Annotated in this window: 23 protein-coding genes, 1 tRNA gene and 2 pseudogenes; 17 read left to right on the plus strand and 9 right to left on the minus strand. The window is 47.7% G+C overall.

Annotated elements, in window-relative coordinates; translation table 11 throughout:
- Window positions 1-117 (minus strand): annotated as a pseudogene (locus tag NC996_RS26415) (IS982 family transposase); the annotation flags it as partial.
- 291 nt (window positions 118-408) lie between these two features.
- Here NC996_RS26415 and psb28 point away from each other — a divergent pair.
- Window positions 409-813 carry a photosystem II reaction center protein Psb28 gene (gene psb28 / locus NC996_RS26420; protein ID WP_190415533.1) on the plus strand — a complete coding sequence of 135 codons (405 nt, stop codon included), beginning with the start codon at window positions 409-411 and terminating at the stop codon, window positions 811-813.
- Window positions 810-1,733, plus strand: coding sequence for a TIGR01777 family oxidoreductase (locus NC996_RS26425; protein WP_190688921.1), 924 nt, complete (start codon window positions 810-812; stop codon window positions 1,731-1,733). Before psb28 ends, NC996_RS26425 begins: the two co-directional genes overlap by 4 nt.
- 98 nt (window positions 1,734-1,831) lie before the next feature.
- Here the strand turns inward: NC996_RS26425 and murA are convergent, their stop codons facing one another.
- A complete protein-coding gene (murA, locus tag NC996_RS26430) occupies window positions 1,832-3,241 on the minus strand; it encodes a UDP-N-acetylglucosamine 1-carboxyvinyltransferase (RefSeq protein ID WP_190688923.1) in 1,410 nt (469 codons plus the stop codon).
- A 204-nt stretch (window positions 3,242-3,445) separates the two neighbouring features.
- On the opposite strand from murA, the gene NC996_RS26435 reads away from it, so the two are divergent.
- Window positions 3,446-3,529, plus strand: a tRNA-Leu gene (locus tag NC996_RS26435).
- 218 nt (window positions 3,530-3,747) lie between these two features.
- Window positions 3,748-4,533 carry an RNA methyltransferase gene (locus NC996_RS26440; RefSeq protein WP_190688925.1) on the plus strand — a complete coding sequence of 262 codons (786 nt, stop codon included), beginning with the start codon at window positions 3,748-3,750 and terminating at the stop codon, window positions 4,531-4,533.
- A 74-nt stretch (window positions 4,534-4,607) separates the two neighbouring features.
- Here NC996_RS26440 and NC996_RS26445 read toward each other — a convergent pair whose 3' ends face one another.
- Entirely contained in the window at window positions 4,608-4,841 is a 234-nt protein-coding gene (locus NC996_RS26445; protein WP_190415527.1) for a hypothetical protein, read from the minus strand.
- Window positions 4,842-5,103: 262 nt separating this feature from the next.
- On the opposite strand from NC996_RS26445, the gene lpdA reads away from it, so the two are divergent.
- From lpdA to NC996_RS26475, 6 genes are all read left to right on the plus strand, one after another.
- Window positions 5,104-6,534: a dihydrolipoyl dehydrogenase gene (gene lpdA / locus NC996_RS26450; protein WP_190532384.1), complete on the plus strand. Its 1,431-nt coding sequence runs from the start codon at window positions 5,104-5,106 to the stop codon at window positions 6,532-6,534.
- Window positions 6,535-6,656: 122 nt separating this feature from the next.
- Entirely contained in the window at window positions 6,657-7,538 is an 882-nt protein-coding gene (trpC, locus tag NC996_RS26455) for an indole-3-glycerol phosphate synthase TrpC (protein ID WP_190532536.1), read from the plus strand.
- 128 nt (window positions 7,539-7,666) lie between these two features.
- Window positions 7,667-7,948, plus strand: a complete 282-nt coding sequence (locus tag NC996_RS26460; RefSeq protein ID WP_190425738.1) for a DUF5340 domain-containing protein — start codon at window positions 7,667-7,669, stop codon at window positions 7,946-7,948.
- A gap of 265 nt (window positions 7,949-8,213) precedes the next feature.
- On the plus strand, window positions 8,214-9,518 hold the full coding sequence (locus NC996_RS26465; protein WP_190688927.1) for a hypothetical protein: 1,305 nt from the start codon (window positions 8,214-8,216) through the stop codon (window positions 9,516-9,518).
- A gap of 209 nt (window positions 9,519-9,727) precedes the next feature.
- The gene (locus NC996_RS26470) at window positions 9,728-10,882 is read left to right on the plus strand and encodes an alanine--glyoxylate aminotransferase family protein (RefSeq protein ID WP_190688929.1); all 1,155 of its coding nucleotides are present in this window, start codon (window positions 9,728-9,730) and stop codon (window positions 10,880-10,882) included.
- Between the two features lie 270 nt (window positions 10,883-11,152).
- Window positions 11,153-11,689, plus strand: coding sequence for a hypothetical protein (locus tag NC996_RS26475; protein WP_190525738.1), 537 nt, complete (start codon window positions 11,153-11,155; stop codon window positions 11,687-11,689).
- Between the two features lie 55 nt (window positions 11,690-11,744).
- On the opposite strand, the gene NC996_RS26480 is transcribed toward NC996_RS26475, so the two are convergent.
- The gene (locus NC996_RS26480; RefSeq protein WP_190688932.1) at window positions 11,745-13,592 is read right to left on the minus strand and encodes a protein kinase; all 1,848 of its coding nucleotides are present in this window, start codon (window positions 13,590-13,592) and stop codon (window positions 11,745-11,747) included.
- A gap of 274 nt (window positions 13,593-13,866) precedes the next feature.
- Between NC996_RS26480 and NC996_RS26485 the strand changes: the two genes are divergently transcribed.
- Both NC996_RS26485 and NC996_RS26490 read left to right on the plus strand, forming a co-directional pair.
- A complete protein-coding gene (locus NC996_RS26485) occupies window positions 13,867-14,892 on the plus strand; it encodes a DUF389 domain-containing protein (protein WP_339380468.1) in 1,026 nt (341 codons plus the stop codon).
- 39 nt (window positions 14,893-14,931) lie between these two features.
- Complete coding sequence (locus NC996_RS26490; RefSeq protein WP_190688935.1) at window positions 14,932-15,438, plus strand: hypothetical protein; 507 nt, start codon at window positions 14,932-14,934, stop codon at window positions 15,436-15,438.
- 47 nt (window positions 15,439-15,485) lie between these two features.
- On the opposite strand, the gene NC996_RS26495 is transcribed toward NC996_RS26490, so the two are convergent.
- A complete protein-coding gene (locus NC996_RS26495) occupies window positions 15,486-16,289 on the minus strand; it encodes a phospholipase D-like domain-containing protein (protein WP_190674276.1) in 804 nt (267 codons plus the stop codon).
- A gap of 273 nt (window positions 16,290-16,562) precedes the next feature.
- On the opposite strand from NC996_RS26495, the gene NC996_RS26500 reads away from it, so the two are divergent.
- From NC996_RS26500 to NC996_RS26510, 3 genes are all read left to right on the plus strand, one after another.
- A complete protein-coding gene (locus NC996_RS26500; RefSeq protein ID WP_190674274.1) occupies window positions 16,563-17,501 on the plus strand; it encodes a hypothetical protein in 939 nt (312 codons plus the stop codon).
- A gap of 43 nt (window positions 17,502-17,544) precedes the next feature.
- A complete protein-coding gene (locus NC996_RS26505) occupies window positions 17,545-18,189 on the plus strand; it encodes a Uma2 family endonuclease (protein WP_190674271.1) in 645 nt (214 codons plus the stop codon).
- A 158-nt stretch (window positions 18,190-18,347) separates the two neighbouring features.
- Window positions 18,348-19,352: a folate-binding protein YgfZ gene (locus NC996_RS26510; protein ID WP_190688941.1), complete on the plus strand. Its 1,005-nt coding sequence runs from the start codon at window positions 18,348-18,350 to the stop codon at window positions 19,350-19,352.
- 10 nt (window positions 19,353-19,362) lie between these two features.
- Here NC996_RS26510 and NC996_RS26515 read toward each other — a convergent pair whose 3' ends face one another.
- Window positions 19,363-19,650: a (2Fe-2S) ferredoxin domain-containing protein gene (locus tag NC996_RS26515; protein ID WP_190674673.1), complete on the minus strand. Its 288-nt coding sequence runs from the start codon at window positions 19,648-19,650 to the stop codon at window positions 19,363-19,365.
- A 196-nt stretch (window positions 19,651-19,846) separates the two neighbouring features.
- The gene (locus NC996_RS26520) at window positions 19,847-21,169 is read right to left on the minus strand and encodes an NAD(P)/FAD-dependent oxidoreductase (protein ID WP_190688942.1); all 1,323 of its coding nucleotides are present in this window, start codon (window positions 21,167-21,169) and stop codon (window positions 19,847-19,849) included.
- A gap of 90 nt (window positions 21,170-21,259) precedes the next feature.
- On the opposite strand from NC996_RS26520, the gene NC996_RS26525 reads away from it, so the two are divergent.
- Window positions 21,260-21,454, plus strand: coding sequence for a hypothetical protein (locus NC996_RS26525; protein ID WP_190688944.1), 195 nt, complete (start codon window positions 21,260-21,262; stop codon window positions 21,452-21,454).
- Between the two features lie 12 nt (window positions 21,455-21,466).
- Window positions 21,467-22,225 (plus strand): 4'-phosphopantetheinyl transferase superfamily protein, encoded by a 759-nt coding sequence (locus NC996_RS26530; protein ID WP_190688945.1) that lies wholly within the window; start codon window positions 21,467-21,469, stop codon window positions 22,223-22,225.
- 69 nt (window positions 22,226-22,294) lie between these two features.
- Here the strand turns inward: NC996_RS26530 and NC996_RS26535 are convergent, their stop codons facing one another.
- Window positions 22,295-23,269: a cysteine synthase A gene (locus NC996_RS26535; protein ID WP_190440959.1), complete on the minus strand. Its 975-nt coding sequence runs from the start codon at window positions 23,267-23,269 to the stop codon at window positions 22,295-22,297.
- Window positions 23,270-23,333: 64 nt separating this feature from the next.
- Window positions 23,334-23,672 (minus strand): annotated as a pseudogene (locus tag NC996_RS26540) (Uma2 family endonuclease); the annotation flags it as partial.
- Window positions 23,673-23,787: the final 115 nt, after the last annotated feature.

The following is a 23,787-nucleotide window of genomic DNA, read 5'->3' on the forward strand; positions in this document are numbered from 1 at the left end:
GCTCCGCTCTCGTTTGCGTAGCTGTAATCCATGCCCAAGCAGTTGGCGCTCCCACTGCGGTTCAAAGCTTTGGCAGAAGTCGTCGACACAGCAAAATAGTTCTTCTAGACTAAGCATGGGGTAATTCAGATGGATGAGAAGTTAGCACTTTCACCCTACCTGTTTTGCCCCTTCCTTATCCCGAACTCAGGTTAATTAATAAATTTAAAGCTACTTGCTCAGAATCTGGTTAGGGAAAAGTTGAGTTAAAAATCTCCCTACCTTGGATGTCGGTTTTAGGACGCATTTACCGACAACTTGTCAAAAATATTTTAGGCGATCGCCTCTAAACTCTCTAGCTCACCGAGTCAGCGCTCGGAGGGCATTTGACTTTTGTATACTACTTTATGAGTTTCATTAATTTTGTGCATGACTTCTAATACACCCTTAATTCAATTTTTTGAAGGGATTCCTGAAGAAATCGGTAACGTCAGCTTACGGCGGAATCGCAGTTCTGGAGTCCGCACGGTATTGATGACATTTAACGAGCTGAAAGCCATAGAAAAATTCAACAGCTTTAAAAATAAGTTTTCTAATGGGCTGCGATTAACGGATGAAGAAGGTGAAATAAGCGTTGAGCCTTCTTCTGTAAAATTTGTTTTCAGCGGGCCAGAAGGGGATGATTTTCAGCGGTTGGACTGCGAATTTGAAATTCAGCGAGAAGACCACTGGGAGAGATTTATGCGGTTTATGAATCGCTATGCTGAGGTCAATGGTATGGCTTACAGCGACACGAAAAAAACCCCCGATAGCGAGGCAACCAGAGAAGCATGAAAGTAGCCATTACAGGAGCAACTGGATTTGTCGGCTCTCGTCTGGTAGAACGACTACACGCTCAAGGAAATCAAATCTTGGTTTTCAGTCGTAACCCTGCGAAAGCGAAGCAAGTCTTTCCTGCCAACACCTATCCCAATCTCGAAATCATTGCATATACACCCACTGAATCAGGCTCCTGGCAACAGTCCATTGCTGGATGCGATGCTGTGGTGAATCTATCGGGAGAACCGATTGCGGAAAAACGCTGGACTCCAGAACAAAAGGAGACGATCCTAAATAGCCGAAAGCTAGGGACGCAAAAAATTGTAGAAGCAATTAATCAAGCGAATCGTAAGCCCGCTGTCTTAGTTAATTCTTCTGCAATCGGCTACTACGGCACCAGCGAAACGGCTGCCTTTGATGAAACTAGTTCAGCCGGTAATGATTTTCTCAGCACTGTCTGTAAAGAATGGGAAACAGAAGCGCAAAAAGTCAAAGACAGCGGCACGCGACTGGTAATTGTGCGAACTGGAATTGTCTTAGGAATGGGAGGGGCACTTGCCAAAATGCTTCCCCCCTTTAAAATGTTTGCTGGTGGCCCCATTGGTTCAGGGCGTCAGTGGTTCTCCTGGATTCACCGAGACGATTTAGTGAATCTAATTCTATTTGCACTCAGCCACCCAGAAATTGAAGGTGTCCTAAACGGTACAGCTCCGAATCCAGTCCGGATGAACGAATTGGCCCAAACTCTGGGAGAAGTTTTAAATCGACCCTCCTGGCTACCAGTTCCCAGCTTTGTTTTAGAAGGTCTCTTAGGAGATGGTGCCCAAGTCGTTTTGGAAGGGCAACAAGTTCTTCCAAAACGCACCTTGTCCCAAAGATTTGAATATCAGTATTCAACCCTAAAACCAGCGCTGACAGAAATTGTGAAGGAATAGACAATTCGGTAAAAGGTAATTGTTATGAGTGTTGAGTTATGAGTTTTGAATGAATACCTCATCACTCATCACTCTACCTATTACCGATTATTCTTCCTTCAACTTTCAACCTTTAAACCTTCAACCGGCAGGCTGTCACCTTCAACCTTCAAATTTTCAACTGGCAAACTGTCATCATCCTGCACCCGCTGTAGTTTAGCTCCCAGCTGCCGTAGTTTATCCTCCAGCTTTTCGTAACCCCGATCTAGATGCTGCAATCCTCGAATGATTGTTTTTCCTTCTGCCGCCAGCGATGCCAAAACCAACGCCGCCGAAGCACGCAAATCAGTAGCTAGGACAGGTGCCCCCGATAACATTGGCACACCCCGCACAATTGCATGATTGCCTTTCACGCGAATATCTGCACCCATGCGATTCAACTCTGCCACATGACGCAAACGGTTTTCAAAAACCGTTTCGCTAATCACGCTGTCCCCTTCACTGAGGGTCAGCAATGCCATAAATTGTGCCTGCATATCCGTGGGGAATCCAGGATAGGGCAATGTTTCAATATCGGTTGCCGCGTGTGTTTGCCCTCCGATAATCCGCAGGCAGTCAGGCGCTTCTTCGAGTACCGTCGCTCCAATTTCCCGCAGCTTGGCAATCACAGCCGTGAGATGGTCTGGAATAATTGGGGACAGACTTAGTTCTGAATGGGTAATTGCTCCTGCAACGAGCAATGTCCCCGCCTCAATCCGGTCGGGAATGATGCTGTAATCTACAGAATGTAAGCGGGGAACGCCAGAAATCACAATTGTATTGGTACCTGCACCGCGAATCTTGGCTCCCATTGCAATGCAGAAATTAGCGAGATCCACGACTTCTGGTTCTTGGGCGGCGTTTTCTAGGATTGTTTCTCCCTCTGCTAGGGTTGCCGCCATCATCAGTGTCTCTGTCGCACCAACACTGGGATAGTCCAGATAAATTTTGGCTCCCTTTAATCTTCGATTGCTGCCAGTTACATGGGCATTGACCATCCCATGATCAATTTGGACATCTGCCCCCATGTCCCGCAAACCTCGGACGTGAAGATCGACGGGTCTGGCACCGATAGCACAACCGCCAGGTAGTGGCACTTTTGCTACACCCAGTCGCGCCAGCATCGGTCCAACGATAAAGAAACTAGCTCGTAGCTGAGAAACTAACTCGTAGGGCGCTTTTGATTGTCCAATGTGGCTAGCGTTGATGTCGAGAATGTCGCCATTCCATTCCAGCTTCAGGTCTAGGGACGACAGAATTTGACCCATGCGCTTGACATCGACAAGCGAGGGAACGTTACGGATTCGGCAATCTTCAGGACACAGCAAGGCTCCTGCCATGATCGCTAGTGCCGCGTTCTTTGCGCCGCTAATCTTGACGTGCCCTTGCAAGGAAGCTCTACCCCAAATGTGCAAAACGGACTTGTCTTCTTCGGGCAGAGAGTAAGTATCGGTCAGGCTGAGAGGGGGGTTAATAGGTCTGTCCTCCAAATTTCACGGAATAGGGTGGCTTTTTTTTAAATTTGGTTTTGATTCTACAGGAAAGATTTTAAATGTCTAGATTAGCAATCCCGCTTCATTGTCAGTCGATGAAGCATTGTACCTTGTATCGGTTCACTTTTCCGGATAAAAGGTATTGACAAATTCTAGGGTTTGTTGCAAGATAGTAAATCGGTGGTATAAATCCAGACGTCAGCGGAACTGGCGGAATTGGCAGACGCGCTAGATTCAGGTTCTAGTGTTCGCAAGGACTTCCGGGTTCAAGTCCCGGGTTCCGCATTTTTAGGACTGAGGTATCAGGACTGAGGACTGAGTAGAAAAAAGTGGCGATCGAGATAGGGTAGTCAGACGCTAATGTAGTCAGACGCTAGTAAAGAATTTCGTCACTTAGTAACACTCAGAACTCAATCCTTTGCCAGATTGGGAAAAAGTTCTTTCTTGCCTTTTGACACTTTCTCAGTCCTACAGTCCTCAGTCCTCAGTCCTAATTCTTGTTGATGTTGACGAGTCTCCAGAATCCTCTGGTCAAGCAAATTCGTAAGTTACACCGCTCCAGGGAACGGCGGGAGCAGCAAATATTTTTGTTGGAAGGAACCCATTTGCTGGAGGAAGCTTGTGCGGCTGATTATCCCTTAGAAACCGTATGCTGTACGCCCCAATGGGAAGAACGTCACCAGCAATTGTGGGAGCAAGCTTGTAATCAATGTCAAAGGGCTGAAGTGGTGAGCGAGGAAGTTCTGAAAGCGATCGCTACCACGATTCAACCCGATGGTGTCATCGCTACGGCACCCCGGATGAGCCGCCAGGTGTCCCCATTGCCAGTTACGGGTTTGGGGCTAATTTTGGAAACCGTGCAAGATCCGGGCAACCTCGGCACGATGATTCGTACTGCCGCCGCTGCGGGTGCGGATTGGTTGTGTGTCAGTGAAGATAGTGTGGATCTGGACAATCCAAAGGTGCTGCGAGCCTCTGCTGGACAATGGTTTCGGCTACCGATGCGGATCAGTTCTGATTTGATCGCAGATATCTCTCAGTGTCGGGAACGAGGAATGCAAGTCGTGGCAACTGTGCCTAGTGCGACTTTAACCTACTGGGAGGTAGACTTACGTCGTCCCACGCTGATTTTGATGGGCAATGAAGGTGCTGGATTGTCTTCAGAGTTAGTTTCACTGGCACAGGTGCAAGTGACCATCCCCCTGAGTCCAGGAGTCGAGTCGCTAAACGTGGCTGTAGCAGCTGCTTTGATGTTGTACGAAGTAAAGCGTCAGAATGGCAGAAGTTAGGAAGTAGCCGCTAATCAGTAGTTATGGGTCAACAATGGTTAGTGTTTTTTTCGCTTTTCCCAACCAATTACTCGCTATCCGTTCCCCGATGATTTAGTCTTTTTCTGCATATATTCCTCAATGTCAGCAGCGGCTTGTTCCAGCTCATCTGCTTCAGTCAATTCTTTTTGATGATTACCGCTGTCCGACTCTGACTGGGATCGAGCCGTCTGATTGTCCGGCAATTCCAATAAATCCTGCAATTGCTCAAGCGATTCGCTAAACGCTTGATCGGCGGCGCGACGATGGTCTTGGTCACTCTGATTCATTACGCTGGTTCCACAAACACTGCTTTTGATAGCAGGGCACCCTAGTAATTGACAGCGCTCGCTCAATTCGAGCGAACGCTGGATTTCTTTTAGTTTCTAAGATATAACACGCGGCTGAAGGGATGACTCATTCGTAATTTTTTTAGAGAAAATTGTAAGGAGAATAACTTGCACTCTTTCACTCCACAACCGATTGGGGACTTGCGCTCACCGTTGGTCAAGCTGAAAATGAGGAGGGCATCGTCGTCTAGGGGAGAGTAACGTGACTCAAGGATTTGATTACGATTTAGTGATTATTGGAGCCGGTGTCGGCGGACATGGCGCTGCCCTACACGCCGTTTCCTGCGGTCTCAAAACCGCCATTGTGGAAGCAGCCGATATGGGCGGCACCTGCGTGAATCGGGGCTGCATTCCTTCTAAAGCTTTGTTGGCAGCATCCGGTCGAGTGCGAGAGTTACGCAATGCCCACCATCTGAAATCGCTGGGGATTCAAGTTGCAGGTGTTGAGTTTGACCGACAAGCGATCGCAGATCATGCGAACAACCTTGTCTCCAAGCTTCGCGGCGATTTGACAAACAGTTTGAAACGGCTGGACGTTGAAATTCTCCAAGGTCGGGGGAAAATTGCGGGACCCCAAAAAGTCACCATCAGCACGGGATCGGGTGAAAAAACCGTTACGGCAAAAGACATTATCATTGCCTCTGGGTCAATTCCTTGGGTTCCACCAGGAATTGAAATTGATGGGAAAACTGTTTTTACCAGTGACGACGGCGTGAGATTGGAGTCGCTACCTTCCTGGATCGCGATTATTGGCAGCGGTTACATTGGTCTAGAATTTTCAGATGTTTACACGGCATTAGGCGCTGAAGTCACGATGATTGAAGCGTTACCCCAGCTGATGCCAGGGTTTGACCGGGACATTGCCACAATTGCCGAAAGAGTGCTGATTAAGCCGCGCGACATTGAAACGAAAGTAGGCACGTTGGCGAAGAGTGTTAAACCTGGTTCTCCCGTGGTCATTGAGCTAGCTGACGCCCAAACTAAAGAAGTTGTGGACGTGCTGGAAGTAGACGCTTGCTTGGTCGCTACAGGTCGCATTCCGGATACTAAGGACTTGGGGCTGGATGCTATCGGCGTTGAGACAAATAGAGGCTTTATCCCCGTCGATGACCGGATGGCAGTCTTGTCAAGTGGCGAACCCGTGCCTCACCTGTGGGCAATTGGAGATGCTACGGGCAAGATGCAGCTGGCTCATGCGGCGTCGGCTCAAGGCGTCGTGGCGGTAGAGAATATCTGCGGGCGTCACCGTTTGATCGATTATCACAGCATCCCTGCCGCCGCCTTTACTCACCCAGAAATTAGCTTTGTCGGCAAGACGGAACTGGCGGCGAAAGAAATGGGGAAAGAGGAGGGATTCGAAGTTGCAGTGGCGAAGAGTTATTTCAAAGGAAACTCGAAAGCGATCGCAGAAGGGGAAGCCGACGGGATGGCAAAAGTCATCTACCGCAAAGATACAGGCGAAGTGCTGGGCGTCCACATCATCGGAATGCATGCAGCGGATTTGATTCACGAAGCCGCAAACGCGATCGCTCAACGCAATTCTGTCCAGACTCTGGCATATTTTGTCCACGCACATCCCACCCTCTCAGAAGTATTGGATGAAGCTTACAAACGGGCTGTAGGTTCTCATTAGGGAGAAGAGTCATTTGTGATTCGTCATTCGTCGATTGCTGGTGACAAATGACGAATCACCGTTGACAAATGACCTCTACTAAGCCCCCATTCCCCATGAATAATTGTGCCAAACTAGGAAATATGCAAATTCGCCGCCGTCCCCCAAATCCATCGATTGCCATCAGCACTTTACGCTATCAGGTTGCCGTACCTGATGCCAAACCCCGCCACATTCTGGAGGAAATTGTCTGGCAAAAAGAAACGGAAGTTGACCAGATGCGAGAACGCCTGCCCTTAGTGGAGTTGCGGCGTCAAGTGCAGTCTGCACCTGCACCTCGTGATTTTATCGGTGCTTTGCGGCAAGGGAAGACAAAACCTGCCTTGATTGCAGAAGTCAAAAAGGCTTCTCCCAGTAAAGGTGTGATTCGGGAAGATTTCGACCCAGTGGCGATCGCGACTGCTTACCAGCAAGGAGGAGCCAGCTGTTTATCAGTCTTGACCGATCGAAAATTTTTTCAAGGGAGTTTTGAAAATCTGACGGCTGTTCGCGCTGCCGTAGACTTGCCCGTTTTATGTAAGGATTTCCTAATCTATCCTTACCAAATTTATCTCGCCCGACGCCACGGAGCCGATGCCGTTCTCTTGATTGCAGCAATTCTGAGCGATCAAGACCTCCAATACTTTGTCAAAATTATCAATGCTTTGGGGATGACACCGCTGATTGAAGTGCATACTCTAGCAGAATTAGACCGAGTATTCTCCTTAGAAGGCGTTACGCTAGTTGGTATAAATAATCGCAATCTGGAAGATTTTTCCGTAGACTTACAAACAACCTGCCAGATTTTAGCGGCGCGAGGTAGCGAGTTGCGCGATCGGGCGATCGCTGTCGTTAGCGAATCGGGTCTGCACACGCCATCTGACCTTCGCTTGGTTGTGCAAGCGGGTGCTGATGCGGTGCTGATTGGTGAGTCCTTGGTGAAACAGTCCGACCCTGCTGTTGGCATCGCCAAGCTGTTTTCCTAGAATGAAAACCCTTTTGCAGGATAAAGGAGGGAGGAGGAAGGATGAAAGATTGAATAAAGAACTTTTTCATTCCCCCTTCCGCCTCATCCTTGCCCAATATCTTGACCCCTATAGGTAAATTAGGTTTCATGGAGCCAATTCCTCTTCCCTCTCGTATCCACTACGAATTACTCCTGCAAGTGTTGGAACGCCACACCTCGTTCGCCGTTAGCCAAAAACCGGCAGTGCGGGAGCAAGTTCACCAGCTGATTAGTACTCTTCGCAAAGCAATGGCTCAACAGAAGCAACTCGAACAAACTTGCGAACGAGCAAATTTACCAATCGATTACCGTTGGTCTCTGAATAACATTGCCTTCGATCAACCACCTTCGCCAGATATTGTCACCGGACACCGAGAACCCAAGGTATAAAAGGTATTAAGATTAGAAAGGGCGTGGGGCGAAGCCAGAGTTATTAAATACCTGAATTCTGTGCCTAGATGCTGGCACTGATGCTTCGTCCTCAATACAGAAAAATCGCCGGAAAGCCCTAAAATTAGGGTCAATGCTTTCTACTTACTTAAGTGATAAACAGTGATAAACGCTCCGAGAACTGCTAACTGCTAACTCATCACTCGGAAATGCGAGATGGCTGTTGGATGCTCCAAGACCGTTATTGACTTCTGGGAGGTTCGGAGTGACTGAACCAGATTCAGCCGATCGTTTTTGGTTAAATTCAAAGGAAGCTTCAGCAGACGCAGAGGCAACGGATGCTCTTGCTATTCCACAGCCTCACCCCAGCGAATTACCCTCGTTAGAAGACTCACAAAGACAATCTTGGGAACTGGAGCCTCCAGAACCGCTGGAATTGGCGCGATCGCCTTCGCAAGAACAGCAGCAGTTAGCTCGCATTCATCAGTTAGAGCAGGCGTTGGAGGAATCCCAGGCTTGTGTCAGTGAGTTGAGGCTCCAACTGAGCGAGCAACATCTTTTAGAAACTCAGCTGGCATCGACAGAGGAAGCCGCGAATCTTCAACAGCGGGCGCTCGATCAATTCAAGCAACAGCTTTTCGAGCAGCAGCAAGCGCTAGAGAATCATCAATCGCAAGCGGTTCTCAAAGACGAAACGGTTCAAGAATTGTTAGCGACGATTGAAACTTTAGCTGAGGCGCAGCAAGGGGAATTAGGACGTTTGCGAAGGCAGCTAGCTCATAGCCGTCAGACTAGCCAAAACAGTCAAACGCTGCTGGAACAAGAGCTAGCGAACCGGCAAACAGCCTTAGAAGCCCAGCAACAACGAGTGCAGGAGCTAGAATTTCAAATTCTGGAAGCTCGAACTGTAATAAGGCGTTTGGAGGTGCAGGCGCTAGAGCAGGAGCAGCAAATGCAGGCGCTTTACCGTCGATGTAGCGATCGCGCTACAGTTATCAATCAGCTAGAAGATCAACTCCAAGAAGCCAACGAAACATTGGAAGAACAGCAACAACTGTTGGCAAACCTTTCCGAGACTGAAGACTTGGTTGGTGAACAGGATGCAACCATTAAAGCTCTTCACCGCCAGATTGAAGACCTAGAAAACCAGCTAGACAAGCAAGCCAAAATTCAGGCTCGATTACAACAAGCTTGCCACGACTTGGCAGAGTCGCGCGATCGCTATCAAGCCCAGACAACCGAATTAGAAACTCACACCGCGACCCTGCAAGAGCAAATTCTCATGCAAGCCCAGCAAGCAAATGAGTACGAAGCCGCCATCCAGTACTGGAAAGACCGTTGCAATGCTAGCCTTCGTAGCGCTCAAAAACTAAAGGATTTCTTGCAACGAGTGCTAGCAGATAGCCCTGAGGATCTGGAAGAACTGCTGATGGCAATAGAACCCCCAACTGTGGCTGAGATTCCTCAGCCAATCAACCGAACTCCTTTATCATCTCCTCACCCCAACAAACATTTACAGGTAGACCTTCCCGCTTTTTTAAGAAAAATCCCACCGGAGAAATTAGAGTAAAGATTTGGCTTTTTGTCAATGTTTTAGTAGTTATTAACTCCTTACTTGTCAGTACTAGCTCGTAAAGAGACTGTAAACCGATTACCCACTACTGACTATCGATTACTCAATTACTCCGAAAAGCTAAAAAGCTGATTGCTAATTGGTGAATGGATTGGAAAAGATATGCGATTCTGGAGTATGCGCTCTTCAAGTTTAAGGACAGATCGATGGACGATAAGTTAATGTTGATGATTCCCGGCCCAACACCAGTGCCGGAACAGGTATTACTCGCCTTAGCCAAGCATCCATTTGGGCACCGCAGCAGTGAATTTAGCAAACTGATGGCTGAGGTGACGCAAAACCTGAAATGGTTGCACCAAACCGAGAATGACGTGCTGATGTTAACTGCCAGTGGCACGGGGGCGATGGAAGCTGGCATCATTAACTTCCTGAGTCCAGGCGATCGCGTTTTGGTTGGCTGCAATGGCAAATTTGGCGATCGCTGGGCGGAACTTAGCCAAGCTTTCGGTCTGAATGTTGATACGGTAAAAGCTGAGTGGGGTCAAGCCCTCGACCCAGAACAATTCCGGGAAAAACTCGAAACCGATACAGATAAACAAATCAAAGCGGTCATTGTCACCCATAGCGAGACATCCACTGGCGTTCTCAACGACCTGGAAACGATCAATCGTCATGTTAAAGCCCACGGTGAAGCTTTAATGATCGTTGACGCTGTTACCAGCTTGGGAGCGGTGAATCTGCCGATTGATGAATGGGGCATTGATGTGGTGGGGTCTGGCTCCCAAAAAGGTTACATGATTCCCCCAGGACTCGCGTTTGTCTCTGTCAGCCCGAAAGCTTGGGAAGCTTACAAAACGGCTAAGTTGCCCCGCTACTACTTGGATTTGGGCAAGTACCGCAAAGATGCCGCCAAAAACACCACTCCCTTTACCCCTCCGGTGAACTTATTTGTGGGGCTGCACGTTGCCCTGAAAATGATGAAGGCCGAGGGTTTGGAGTCGATTTTTGCCCGTCACCAACGGCTGATGACTGCCACCCGCGAGGCGATGACTGCGCTCTCGTTGCCGCTGTTTGCGCCTGAAGGTGCAGGCAGTCCGGCGATTACCGCTGTGGCACCGACTGGGGTGGATTCCGAGCAAATCCGTAGCGTGATGAAAAAGCGGTTCGACATCGTCCTGGCTGGCGGACAAGACCATCTCAAAGGAAAAATCTTCCGGATTGGTCACTTGGGTTTTGTGAGCGATCGCGATATTCTCGCTGCCGTTGCCGCTTTGGAAGCGACACTGCGAGAAGTCGGATACGAAGGCTTTACTCCCGGTGCCGGTGTTGCTGCTGCCGCTAGGGTATTTAGTACCCACTAAAGCTGTCTTTTGGGGGTTTGGATTGCAGGCATTTTATATTGCAGTCTTATTTGAGTGGTGAGATGCCAGCGGTTTAGATCCCGGAATTCTTAGAGAAGTCCGGGATCTCGCCTTTAGTCCGATCTGATTTGTCAGTCAGCCCATCGCGATCGCGCTCTCTCTAACTCAAGCGCTCCCATTCTGATTATTATTAGAGTTGGTGCGAATTCAGGGGATGGGGATTCGGTATCATTAGTAAAGATTGTTACCTTTTAACTTGGCGATCTCTCCATGCAAAAAACCAAGTTGATCAGTCAACTTCTTGTTGGCGGGCTGCTGTCCTTTGTCTTGGCGACTCTGGGCAATCAAGCTGTACAGGCACGGCGTACGGTCTCTCTACCAGAGACTAAATGCGTGAGTACTGGCCCTGGTCGTTGGCGTCCCTATAAGTCAGATGTCGCTGTGGGTAGAGCCGTCTACACCAGCCGTCTCAGTCTGGCTCCAGGCAATGCTTTTGTGTCGATGACCTGTAGAATCATGCCGGAGGGTTATGACACTTACTTCCAAACTCTGAATTTGGAATATGGAATGCGGGATAACGACAGCGGTAGTCCTCCCACCACGGTCAATATTTATTTAGATGGACAGCGTAAGCATTCTCGCACGATTGCTCCTGGGCAGAAAGATTCCATGTCATTTGATGTTACTAATGTCAATAATGTGGCGATAGAAACGATCTGTTCTAACAGGTCGCAATATTGCGGTCGCGTTTATTTCTTCCAAGCGGCGCTGGTGCCTTTCCCTCCACCTCCCGATGAGAGCAAGTAGGGAAATGTGCCCGATTTGAGCGGAAAGCGATCGCTTAGCACTTATCTGAGTGTCGTCACAAGGAAGGCTCAGTTGCCGGACTCTCCGTGGGGCTAGGGCTTTCACTCGGACTCTGAATCGGGCTAGGGCTTTCAGTGGGACTAGGACTCTCGGTGGGGCTTTCGCTGGGGCTGGGAGACGGTGTTTGTTCGTTCTGTTTTTGCTCGGCTTGTGCCGCTAATTGGCGTAACCGATCTTGCCAATACCGGATTTGGGGAAGTCCAGGGTCGTTTGCAGCAGCAATTACATCTTGCCACCGACCTTGCTCGAAAGCTCTTTGGGAATCCCGATATATCCCTTGTGCAACTGACCAGTTCAAAGACCACTCTTGCAGCGCTTCCCGCGCTTGTCCGTAAGCAGAACTGTTAGCGGGAATGGATCTAACGAGAGCGATCGCGCCGTCGAAATCTCCCGCTTGAAATTTTTCCGTCGCTTGGGCGATGATCTCCCGTCCCCGATCGACGGCAGGTTTCGGCGTTTCTGGAGAGGGTTTGGCAGTCGTTGTTGGAGTGGGCTTGGTAGGCGTTGAGGCCGATGAGCCACAATCGATATATTTTCTAAATACCCATCCCTTGAGCGGCGAACTAATCGGCACCCAACCATTTCGTGCAGTGCCGGTAACAGATAAAATCGTCCCTTGTTTGACGCTACCTACTACCGAAGCGTTAGGGCTAGAACGTACATTTAATGGCCCATCCGAAACTTTGCAAGTCTCTTGTACTTTGTCTACCACTTCATTCGGATTGCTCTTAGACCCTCCATTACTCTTGGGTTGGGATTGATAAAGAGCAATAGCCCCCCCTACCGCAAATACCAAAATAGCTACCCCGATCCCCATCGCTAGGGGAAATTTATTAGACGAGGGAGCAACAACAGGCGGATTGTACTCTTGACTAATTGGTTGTTGAGTAGGTTGTGGCGTGGGTTGGGGAGGAACGACCGGAAGGGTTTTCTGTTCAGACGGTGGAGTTGGCGGCGCTGGGGGAGAGGGCGCGTACTCAATGGGTGGATACCCAACCCCTACTCCTGGCTGTCTACTGCCATAGATTAGCTGTTGCAATTCCTGTAGTGCTTCCGTCGCTGACTGATAGCGGTCTTTGAAGTGGTAGCGGGTCATTTTTGTTAAAAAACCTGCTAACCCTGGACTGACCGCCACTAGATGCTGCCAGAGAATCTCGCCTGTCTGGGGATCTTCGTGCAATTGTAGCGGCATCAATCCCGTCAGTGCCTGGATGCCAATCATACCCAAAGCATAAATATCGCTATTGGGGCGGGGTCTGCCTTGCGCTTGTTCGGTTGGCATATAGCCGGGAGTGCCAATGGCAACGGTGGCACTGGCTTGTGCTTGATTGATGAGTGTTTGAGTTCGCAGTAGCTTGACTGCGCCAAAGTCAACTAAAACTAGCTTGCTATCTGAGTTGCGTCGGATTAAGTTGTCTGGTTTGATGTCGCGGTGGATGACGCCGTTGTAGTGGACAAATTCCAAAACGCTTAAGACTTGTTGCAGCATCTGGATGACTTGACCTTCTTCCCAACGATAACTGGGTGAGAGTTCGGCGCTGAGGGGATGCCCATCGATGAACTCTTGTACCAAGTAAAATTCTTGGTTTTCTTCAAAGTTGGCTAATAATCTAGGAATTTGGTCGTGATTTCCCAGTTGTTCTAGAGTTTCGGCTTCGCTAGTGAATAACCGTCTAGCCGTTTCCAAAAAATGAGGGTCGCTACTAGCAGGCTTGAGGTGCTTGACAACACAAGTTGGGGCACCAGGACGGCGGGTGTCTTTGGCGATGTAGGTTTTTCCGAATCCACCGGCCCCCAAGGCTTGGACAACTTGGTAACGCTGGTCTAATAAACGCCCGATCATGGTGCGACCTGCCGAAAAAAGAATGTACGCTCAATATTAATACCACTCGGATAAACCCAACGAATCCGCAGAGTTTGTCAAAGATTTCACTAATTTTTTCAGATTGGAGTGTGAAGCATTCGGGAAGCGTGCCTGTAAACACCGATAATTCACTGCTGATTTCCATCCAGAGACGTAGCTAAATTTGGCGGAGGGATTGCGATCATTGTGAATATTGAGCATCAAGCGGAGCTTTTATCAGGCTTCAGATAGAATTTTAGGGTATTATTTTCATTTGCTAAAAAATATTCATTGGAAGTGGTCGAAATATCGGCGATGGCGACGAAAGGCACAGCAGGAGTTAGGCGTGCAGCGAGAGGGGCTGTTGGAAGAATCTACGATGGATTTGAACTACATCGTGTTGATTATTGGTTCCTGCGCGATCGCTACTTTGGGATTGTTGACTAACAGTGCGGCTGTCATTATTGGTGCGATGATCGTTGCCCCGTTGATGTTCCCTATTCGCGGATTAGCCTTTGCCGCTTTAGAAGGCGACGTAATTCTGTTTCGCAAAGGGTTGGTTGCGATCGTCGTGGGGACGTGTCTGGCGATTGTTTTAGCGATGCTTCTGGGTTCCTTTGTCGGACTCCCAGAATTTGGCAGCGAAGTGCTGTCTCGCTCTAGACCGACTCTACTCGATTTGGGAATTGCTGTGGTCGCTGGAGGCATTAGTGGCTTTGCGAAAGTGCAGCCCAAAATTTCTGGGACTTTGGCGGGAACTGCGATCGCTGTGGCGCTGATGCCTCCGGTTTGTGTCATTGGTTTGGGGCTTGCCCAAGCGAATTGGTCGCTGAGTCTGGGTGCAGCGCTGCTGTACATGACGAACTTGCTGGGGATTACCCTTGCCTGTATGCTGACTTTTTTATTGTCCGGCTACACCCCTCTAGCGAAAGCGAGGAAAGCCCTAAGTTGGACGCTTGCCTTGACGGCGATTCTCTTGATTCCTTTAGGGATCAGTTTTGTAGAATTACTCCGGCAAGCCCGACTAGAAGCGAGTTTGAAGCAGGCGCTACTGAAGAATACGATTACTTTTCAGCGAGTAGAACTGGTTAAAACTGAGTCCAACTGGTTAACAAACCCCCCTAAAGTTTATCTTACTGTTCGCGCTGAGCAAGTTTTAACTCCTAAACAAGTGCGATTGTTGGAAGAATTTGTTGCCAAAAAAATGGGTCAACCTTTTACCTTGATTTTTCAAGTTAGTCAAGTCGAAACTGTACAGCGAGAAGCTCCAGTCTCGTCACCATCTTCACCTCAACCTTAAGTTTTTTCTATCACATTTTTTCAATTTTATAAGATAAGAATGATGCCAAAGTTCACAAATATTACCAGTTGGGAGCAAGCTGAATTGCTCATGCAACCAGCTTTCATCCGAATCATCGACCAGATTCGCAAACAGCTAGACCAATCAAACTGGAAGGGAACTTACCAAGATGTATTGATTTGGCCTGAAGGGACACCGGAGGAAACTAAAACCACTTTTACGTTATTAAGAGAACAGCTTGCATCTGCTTCTCCAGAGGAAGCTTCGGAGATAGAACAAGCTTTAATGGCGATGCCTAATCCTTACCCTGGTTATCTACTTTGTTTGAAGCATCAAGACCAGCAAGTTACTGTTGATTTGTGGGAACTTTGTTATCAAGTCTGTTTTCGCAATTACACGCAAGCGATCGCTCACCCAGAAAATCAGGAAATTGAGATTGATACTAGCTTAATTGAAGAGGACACTGGCGATGTAGATTGGAACCTCTTGGACGCTAAAGCGCGACAGCTAGTAGAGAAGGTGTTTGCGGACTTACCAGCTAGTTAAAAAGTCCGCAAGTTAAAAGATGAGGGGAGGGCGCGATCGCTTTTTCTTCAAGCGGCAGTTTCGTCGGGCAGATTATCTATACTAATTGCGATCGCGTCTCCGTATTCGCTCAAGTCAGCCCAAACAGGCGAAAAGTAGCGGTTATGGAGGTTGATAACCTTTTTAACATCGGTGATAACTTCTAACTCATCAAGACCTTTTTCAGCTTTCCGCCACGCAGTTTGGGTGAAGTTAGCGCTACCTTTGAAAGCAAGTAAGCCATCAATCACGACTAATTTTTGATGAGGTAATTCATCCCATCTGTGATTTGAAGCGCAAACAGTTTTTATTTCCAGATTTGGTGCTTCGTTTTTATACCATTCTAATTCAGGTAATAGCCAAGCTTGATCGGGAGGTAGAGAGACAATTCCTCGTATTTCAACCCGCTGTGCTGCCATTTTCAGAAAGCCCAGAAATTGATGGCTAATCCCCCAACTGGTGATATGGACAAAACACTGTGCTTTGTTTAATGCTTGTAACAAGCCTTTAAGCGGTGGATAGTCCGGACTGTACATTACATTACTTGCTATCGTTGCCAGATGCTTGCAGTGTTCAATGGGATCTTTCATCTCAATATAAAGACCTTGATTCCGGAAATACGATTGCAATTTCTCAATTTGGAAGTTGCTGCAAGTAACATACTGAACCTGGCAAACTGGGCAGTAAATCTGCCGCTTCTGGTTCCGCTGCATTCCGGGCAAGATAGCAAGGCATTTTTGGCAATGTGCCTGTGGTTTCTGAAATGTTAGAAGGCTTATGATATCAAAGCTGGAGGGAACGAAAACAATGTTTTTAATAGCTTCTGGGGTCATCTTGATTGTCATGTGTACTAAGTAATTGAGTCCAGTATGCAAATTCGACTAAGGCTAATCCAGCGAAGTCTAAGCAGTTAAACTATGAATTTAAAGTTTTCTGATACGCTGCTTTGGGAAAGGCAGTGATGGCAGGCTTTTTAATCTTCAAGAAGCTTCAATTGCTGAAATATGCTAAGTAGCTTAAGATCAGTGGGAATTCCTTATCTTCCCGAAAGTGACCCTAAACATCCGCATCGGGAAATTAAGCTACGTTAACTATTGCCTCTACAAATGCCAAAACGTAATCGTGGTTACATCCTCACTCCTAAAGGAGCGAAAAAGCTCAATGAGGCGAAGCGAGAGCGGGAAACTCAGCATGGTGAGCGGTGTACTCAGGAAAAAATGCGAGACCTGACCCGTACTTTTAAAGAGGATGGTTTAGACACTGGCACTATTAGGAAAATATTGAAAGGTGAAAAAGGAGTTGATAAGGAGTCTATTCGCTGTCTCTTTAGTGCTTTCAGCATGCAACTAGATGATGACGACTTGGAACAAGTAAAGCAAAATGATGTACCTAACTTAATCTCATCAAGCATGAAGGAGAATGAAACAGGGGAGGCTCTAATGTTGTTGGCTACCAGTATGCTAGAAAAACTGGGTTTCAATAAATTGTTTAAGATGACTGGTTCATTGCAAAACAGAGGCTATCGATTCCATGCTCCTTATGACGGAGATAAACGCCATCAACTAATTTTATTCCAACACGAAGATAGTTTAAGTCTTTGTATTCCTCATTACATATTAGAACCATATTTACTAATACTAAAATATTGGATAGATAGTAAAGTTTTAGAAGAAGCTGAGGAGGTTATAGCAGGAAAGTTTTTGGTCTTGCCTTCTAAAAAGGATGTTTTTTTAGAGTTATTACACCCTAACTATTGGAACCTTTTAGAAGTGGAAGGTCATACAATAGGTACTTTTTATCTGAATGAAGTCGAAACTTGGCTCTATGGTGATGACCATTACGATAAAGTTTTACCGAGCATTATTTTAGATGAGTTTTGCCCGGAAAACCTGAGTAATAGCGACACTTATCTAATACTTAATGAAAATAAACTTTTTCCCTACACATGGCAGATGTGTATTCGTTCAAGTGAAGTTTTACAAGAAGTTATAATTTATTTTGGTAAGCTTTTGATAAATGCTGCTTGGGATCAAATGCCTTTTTAGAAAAAAAGATACCCATTAAATCACGTTATAAAAAACCTTAACTATGAGTGGATTACAAACAAAAATATCGACAAATACTTGGGTTGTAGCCAGTTGGGATGAATATATCCATGCGATTGAAGACCCGCAACTAGAACAAGCGAAAGGCTATTACCACAATGGACAATTGAGGATAGAAATGTCACCTATCGGCTCTGACCACGCCAGCGATCACACTATTATTATCTTTGCTGCTAACCTGTTTGCTACCCTCAAAGGCATTCCTATAAATGGACGGGATAACTGTACATTCAGAAAAACAGGCGTTCAAGAAAGTCAACCAGATGTGTCTTATTATATTGGTGAAAATGCTGATGTAATCCCTTGGGGAACCTCAATCATTGACTTAGACCAATATCCAGCGCCAGATTTAGTAATTGAAATTGCTAATACTTCACTATCTGATGATATCGGGCAAAAACGGCTACTATACGAAGATTTAGGAGTGGCAGAATATTGGGTGGTAGATGTTGCGAATATCAGAATTATTGCTTTTACCATCACCTCTGCTGGGGGAAGTCAAAGAATTACTGAGTCTCAGGTGTTGCCAGGATTAGCAATTTCAGTGCTAGTGGAAGCTTTACAGCGCAGTCGTCAAGAAAATCAAAGCTTAGTTGGTGCTTGGTTATTATCCCAATTTCAGCAGTAACTATTGCCTGATGTCCTTACTCAGAGCAATTCGCACTGTATGTTAGCTTCAGATTGAGTACGAGATTGAAGCCGATTAGTCTTATTTGATAAGATTTTTAAGTCCGAGAATCTAGCAGAAATGCTAGGTAAAAATTGAAACGATTAGCAACAATCACCATGCCTACATCTGCAATTGACGGCAATTTTGACGACAAAAGTGCAGCAGCTATCCAAGCGGCGCGGGAGGGGGTTGCTGTATGCGATCGCTCTCATTGGGGACGGATTCAAGTTTCCGAAGGCGATCGCATCCGATTTTTGCACAACCAGAGTACAAACGACTTTCAGCGACTCAAGCCAGGACAAGGCTGCGATACGGTTTTTGTCACATCAACGGCGCGAACGATTGACTTAGCCACCGCTTATGTGATGGAAGATGCAGTGCTGCTGCTGGTTTCACCCAATCGGCGCGAGAAGCTGATGAAATGGCTAGACCAATACATCTTTTTCGCTGACAAGGTGCAATTAACCGATGTAACTGATAATACTGCAACCTTCAGCTTGATTGGGCCAGGGAGTGATGCCCTCTTAGAACAGTTAGGTGCGGGTGTCATGATTGGTCAACCTGATGGTTCTCATCAGCAATTGACAGTGGGGGATACCGAGGTACGGGTAGCTGTGGGCAGCGGTTTGGCAACGCCGGGATACACTCTGATCCTCTCCGCTGCTGATAAGGAAACGCTGTGGAATACTTTAGCGCAAGCTGGAGCAGTGCCGATGAGCGATCGCGTCTGGGAACATCTGCGAATCGAACAAGGACGCCCCGCACCTGACCTTGAGCTAACAGAGGATTACAATCCGCTAGAAGCAGGCTTGTGGCAAACCATCTCCTTTGAAAAAGGCTGTTACATCGGACAGGAGACGATTGCCCGTTTAAACACTTATAAAGGAGTCAAACAACACCTTTGGGGCGTCCGACTCAACGCACCCGCCGATCCAGGAAGTGTAATTTCTATCGGAGAAGAAAAAGTCGGCAAACTTACCAGCTATACTGAAACCGACCAAGGTTCCTTTGGACTCGGCTACGTCCGCACCAAAGCCGGTGGTGAAGGGCTGAAAGTACAAGTAGGAGAAAGCGAGGGTGAACTCGTCGCGGTGCCATTCGTGACACACGACTACGTTTAGGGGCAATACGCTACGAACGCTGGTGAAATTTGCCATAAAGCATTGCTGCAACAGGTTTTCCGCCCCGCAAATGTCGTTCTATCACTGTTGGCACTTCATCGGGATGAACGTGGTTGTACCACACTTCTTCTGGCATCACCAATACCATCGGGCCATTGCCACATTGTCCTAAACATTGGCTCCCTGTTACAGTGACGTCGGGAACTTCAGACGCCTGGAAAGCTGCCAAAACTTTAGCTGCACCCTGCTTGCGGCAGCTGCGGTTTTGGCAAATCAAAATACTTTTAGAGCAAGACAAGGTAAAGGTTGGAAAAATTTCCGCTTCTTTGGGTAAGAAGCCGAAGCCTACAACTCTAGGGTAGCTCAGGCAGATTCCCACCATAGGCAAGGCAATTGCACAACACGACGATGCTAGGTTAGCGGCAATTTTGGTATGGTGAGCGATCGCGGTAACTCCAAGCATCGTCAAGATAAACAACCAAATGCACTTTTAATCACCGCCTTCCCAAACGCTTGAACCCTAGCCTGACTAACTGCCGCTGGATCGCCGCCAGAAACTTCCAGACTGTTAGAATAACCCACCGAATCGCTTGGTGAAGCCAATTTCTCACCACTTGGACGCGGTGAGGCACCGTTGGCAGTCGCTGGAGATAGACGACTTGTCTGGTAATAGATGCCAAGCGTCCTTCTAGATTCAGACCAAAGCTAGAGACCGCAGCCGCACCCTTTCCCAACGTCACCATCTCTCCCAAATGCAAATAACGGAAGCGCCGTAAACGTCTGCCTGCGATCGCTGCCCAAATGTTACGGGCAGCACAATCTGCCTGTTGAAAAGCGGCTTGGGCGGTTGCGGGCACCCGTGCGCCACGGGGATTGTAAATCTCCGCCAAATCCCCCAAGGCAAACACTTCTGGATAGTCAACTAATTGTAAGGTAGGGCAAGAAATCAGTTGTCCCTGGGGATTATGCTGGCAATCGAGTTCGCGCACCCAATTGATCTGTTGGGTTCCAGCCGTCCAAAAGACCAAATCTACAGGCAAAGTATCCGTCTGACCATCCCGAACCAGGGTGATTTGGTCAGGTTCAATCTGGTTGATGCTCGTCTCTAGTTCCACCCGCACGCCACGAGCGGATAAAGCACGGCGAGCAGCAGCTTGAGTATGAGCGGAAAAGGTTTTAAGAATTTGATTGCCCCGGTCAATCAGCAGCACCTGCCCTCGTTTCTGTAGCCGGTCGGCTATTTTGCAAGCTAGTTCTACGCCATTGGGACCAGCGCCAGCGATCGCAATCTGCATTCGTTCCCGGTCGGAAATCTCAAACTCCCCTAGCTGTTGTTTAAGAAGCTCCGCATCCGCCAAACTGCGAAAGGTTTGGGCATAAGTGTCAGCTCCGGGAACGCCTCCCAAGTGCGTCTGTCCCCCTACTGCCAAAACTAGGTAGTTATAAGCGAGTACTTCACCCCCTTGAAGCTTTACATGGCGCGTTTTTAAATCAACCTCCTGAATAATCTCTTGACAGAACCGTATATCTGTGTTTTTTAACAACTTCTGATAAGAAGGAGCAATTTCCCACGCTTGCAGTTCGTCTGTCACCAGTTCGTACAGCAAGGGGGTAAAAAGAAAGCGATCTTTTTGCTCAACCAGAGTAATTTCGCATTTATTTGATTTCAATAAGGAAAAACGGCGTAGGTACAAAGCAGTGTAAAGACCGCCAAAGCCCCCACCGAGAATGCAAATTCGGGTGGGAGTTGCGCTCCCACCCGAAGGATCAGAACTGACCTTTCTCTGATGCCTTGTGCCGTCTAGCTTGCCGTTCATATCATTACAGGGGTGGGTGTAAATAAGCTTGATATCGAAGACTAATGGCTAAAGCGATTAGCTATTGCGGCACTTTGGTTGTGGAGTGGGGTGCTATCAGTTGCGGAGCGATCGCTGGTTTTCATGACAATTGAACCGTTGTTTATCGTTGCGAATGCGACAATTTTTGGCAGTTTGAGAAGAGGACCAGGGTGGGCAAATTTGCATGGGCAAGGGTTAATTAATAGAGATGGCTATCATTACTGGTGTAGCACTGCCAATATTTATAATAATTTGCTAAACTGATGGCTCAGACTGATGACTGATATTGATTCTATGTGGCGTTCTCCCCCAACTGACTTAGCGCTATCGAGCAATGATGTCCATGTCTGGCGTGCTTCCCTCGACCAATCGGCATTTCACGTTCAGCATCTGCAACAAATCCTTTCTGAAGATGAGCAAATAAGAGCCGCACGTTTCCACTTTGAGCGGGACAGGAAGCGTTTCATCATTGGGCGAGGTCTGCTCAGGACAATTCTGAGTTGCTACTTAGAAATCAACCCAGTCGAGGTGCAATTTTGCTATGGCTCTCGTGGCAAGCCAGCACTGGCTGGAACGCACGCAGAAAGTAACCTTCGGTTTAATTTATCTCACTCTCAAGATATCTGCCTGTATGCAGTAACACGCGATCGCCAGATCGGTGTCGATGTTGAATACATTCGTTCTGTTGCCGAAGTTGAAACGATCGCTAAACGATTCTTTTCGGCGCGAGAAAATGCCGTTTTGCGTGCCTTGCCTGCACATCAGAAGCAGCAAGCATTTTTAAACGCCTGGACTCGCAAAGAAGCTTATCTAAAAGCAATTGGAGAAGGGCTGGCTCGACCTCTGGATCAAATTGAGGTAACGCTGGCTCCAGGGGAACCAGCGATGCTGCTAAGCATTGAAGGCGATCGCATTGAAAGCGATCGCTGGTCACTCCAAGAATTGAAACCGGAACTCGACTACGTAGCCGCTCTTGCTGTGGAAGGAACTGGCACTTGCACCCGCTGCTGGCAATGGGATGCTAGCAATGGTTAGATAAAAACGACTAAATGCTGAGGGTAGGGAGGCGGTGAGAATTTTCACCGCCTCCCCTTTGCTTCCTTTCTAATCGGGTGAAAGTCCCTTCGATTCTAGCCATTCCCGATTAAACAGCCGTGACTGATAACGAGCACCGCTATCGCAGAGGATGGTCACAATCGTATGACCTGGCCCCATCTGCTTGGCGAGTTCTACGGCTGCTCCTACATTGATTCCTGTGGAGCCACCCAGAAACAGTCCTTCCTCTCTTAAGAGTCTGTAGACAACCCGTACCGCTTCGGTGTCATCAATTTGGATAGCATCGTCTATCGGTACGCCTTCCATATTGGCGGTGACGCGGCTATTGCCAATCCCTTCTGTGATTGAGTTGCCCTCACTCTTCGTTTCACCCGTCTTGATATAACTGTAGAGGGCGCTGCCCATCGGGTCTGCTAAGACAGTTTTAACAGCAGGATTTTTTTCTTTCAGGTACATCGCTACACCCGCTAAGGTGCCGCCAGTTCCCGTGGCTGTAACCCAAGCATTAACTTTACCGTCCGTTTGTTCCCAGATTTCTTTTGCGGTAGTTTCGTAGTGTGCTTGTCGATTGGCTAAATTATCAAATTGATTCGCCCAAATCGCGTTTTCCATCTCAGACGCAATTTTGCCGGAGAGCCTGACATAGTTGTTGGGGTTGCTGTAAGGTACAGCTGGAACGGGACGAACTTCTGCGCCCAGCGTCCTCAAAGCATCCATCTTTTCCTGAGACTGGGTATCTGGGATGATAATCAGGCATTTGTAGCCCTTGGCGTTGCAAATATGAGCTAAACCGATGCCGGTGTTCCCAGCGGTTCCCTCAACGACTGTACCGCCAGGTTTGAGCAAACCTTTTTTTTCGGCGTCTTCAATGATATAAAGTGCTGCCCGGTCTTTCACAGAACCGCCTGGATTGAGAAATTCTGCTTTTCCCAGAATTTCACAACCTGTTTCATCGCTGAAGTTGTTTAAGCGGATGAGCGGTGTGTTGCCAACTGTCTCTACAAAACCCTTTTTGATATCCATTCTGAAATTACCTAAGTTCTTCCCTATAAAAATTTTGGCGTATCGCGGTAGTCCAACTCGACTTTTACCAAACTTTAGTCATATTGAGGGAAAATCCAGGCAAAACGCGATCGCCACTTACCGTGTCGGGATTGTCTAGGCATTCCACTTCTTGACTGGGACGATAGATATAAACTTTGCGGTTTTTTCGGTCAATCAACCAGCCTAGCTGGAATCCTGCCTCGCTCATGTATTCGAGCATTTTTTCTTGCAAAGGCTTTAAGTTGTCCGAAGCTGACCTCAGTTCAATCACAAAATCAGGGCAAATAGGGGCAAACTTTTGCTGTTGTTCTGGGGATAAAGCATTCCATCGTTCCAGTTTTATCCATGAAGCATCAGGCGACCTTTCTGCACCTGTTGATAGAATAGACCTCTTGCACGAATCAGCTAACCAGAGCTAGCTCAAAGTTGATGATGCCTGCGAGTAGATGCACTCGGCGCGTAAAGTGCCGCCGTCGATTCCGATAGCGCTCAGCCAA

Origin of the sequence: Trichocoleus sp. ST-U2 (genome assembly GCF_039961875.1) — a bacterium.
Classification (GTDB): domain Bacteria; phylum Cyanobacteriota; class Cyanobacteriia; order Cyanobacteriales; family FACHB-T130; genus FACHB-T130.

Bases quoted from the DNA above. Each gene is read 5' to 3' on its own strand.
- psb28 (WP_190415533.1), top strand. From the start codon at position 409: ATGACTTCTAATACACCCTTAATTCAATTTTTTGAAGGGATTCCTGAA.
- NC996_RS26425 (WP_190688921.1), top strand. From the start codon at position 810: ATGAAAGTAGCCATTACAGGAGCAACTGGATTTGTCGGCTCTCGTCTG.
- NC996_RS26440 (WP_190688925.1), top strand. From the start codon at position 3,748: ATGTTGACGAGTCTCCAGAATCCTCTGGTCAAGCAAATTCGTAAGTTA.
- NC996_RS26445 (WP_190415527.1), bottom strand. From the start codon at position 4,841: ATGAATCAGAGTGACCAAGACCATCGTCGCGCCGCCGATCAAGCGTTT.
- trpC (WP_190532536.1), top strand. From the start codon at position 6,657: ATGCAAATTCGCCGCCGTCCCCCAAATCCATCGATTGCCATCAGCACT.
- NC996_RS26460 (WP_190425738.1), top strand. From the start codon at position 7,667: ATGGAGCCAATTCCTCTTCCCTCTCGTATCCACTACGAATTACTCCTG.
- NC996_RS26470 (WP_190688929.1), top strand. From the start codon at position 9,728: ATGGACGATAAGTTAATGTTGATGATTCCCGGCCCAACACCAGTGCCG.
- NC996_RS26475 (WP_190525738.1), top strand. From the start codon at position 11,153: ATGCAAAAAACCAAGTTGATCAGTCAACTTCTTGTTGGCGGGCTGCTG.
- NC996_RS26480 (WP_190688932.1), bottom strand. From the start codon at position 13,592: ATGATCGGGCGTTTATTAGACCAGCGTTACCAAGTTGTCCAAGCCTTG.
- NC996_RS26490 (WP_190688935.1), top strand. From the start codon at position 14,932: ATGATGCCAAAGTTCACAAATATTACCAGTTGGGAGCAAGCTGAATTG.
- NC996_RS26495 (WP_190674276.1), bottom strand. From the start codon at position 16,289: ATGACCCCAGAAGCTATTAAAAACATTGTTTTCGTTCCCTCCAGCTTT.
- NC996_RS26500 (WP_190674274.1), top strand. From the start codon at position 16,563: ATGCCAAAACGTAATCGTGGTTACATCCTCACTCCTAAAGGAGCGAAA.
- NC996_RS26505 (WP_190674271.1), top strand. From the start codon at position 17,545: ATGAGTGGATTACAAACAAAAATATCGACAAATACTTGGGTTGTAGCC.
- NC996_RS26510 (WP_190688941.1), top strand. From the start codon at position 18,348: ATGCCTACATCTGCAATTGACGGCAATTTTGACGACAAAAGTGCAGCA.
- NC996_RS26520 (WP_190688942.1), bottom strand. From the start codon at position 21,169: ATGAACGGCAAGCTAGACGGCACAAGGCATCAGAGAAAGGTCAGTTCT.
- NC996_RS26530 (WP_190688945.1), top strand. From the start codon at position 21,467: ATGACTGATATTGATTCTATGTGGCGTTCTCCCCCAACTGACTTAGCG.
- NC996_RS26535 (WP_190440959.1), bottom strand. From the start codon at position 23,269: ATGGATATCAAAAAGGGTTTTGTAGAGACAGTTGGCAACACACCGCTC.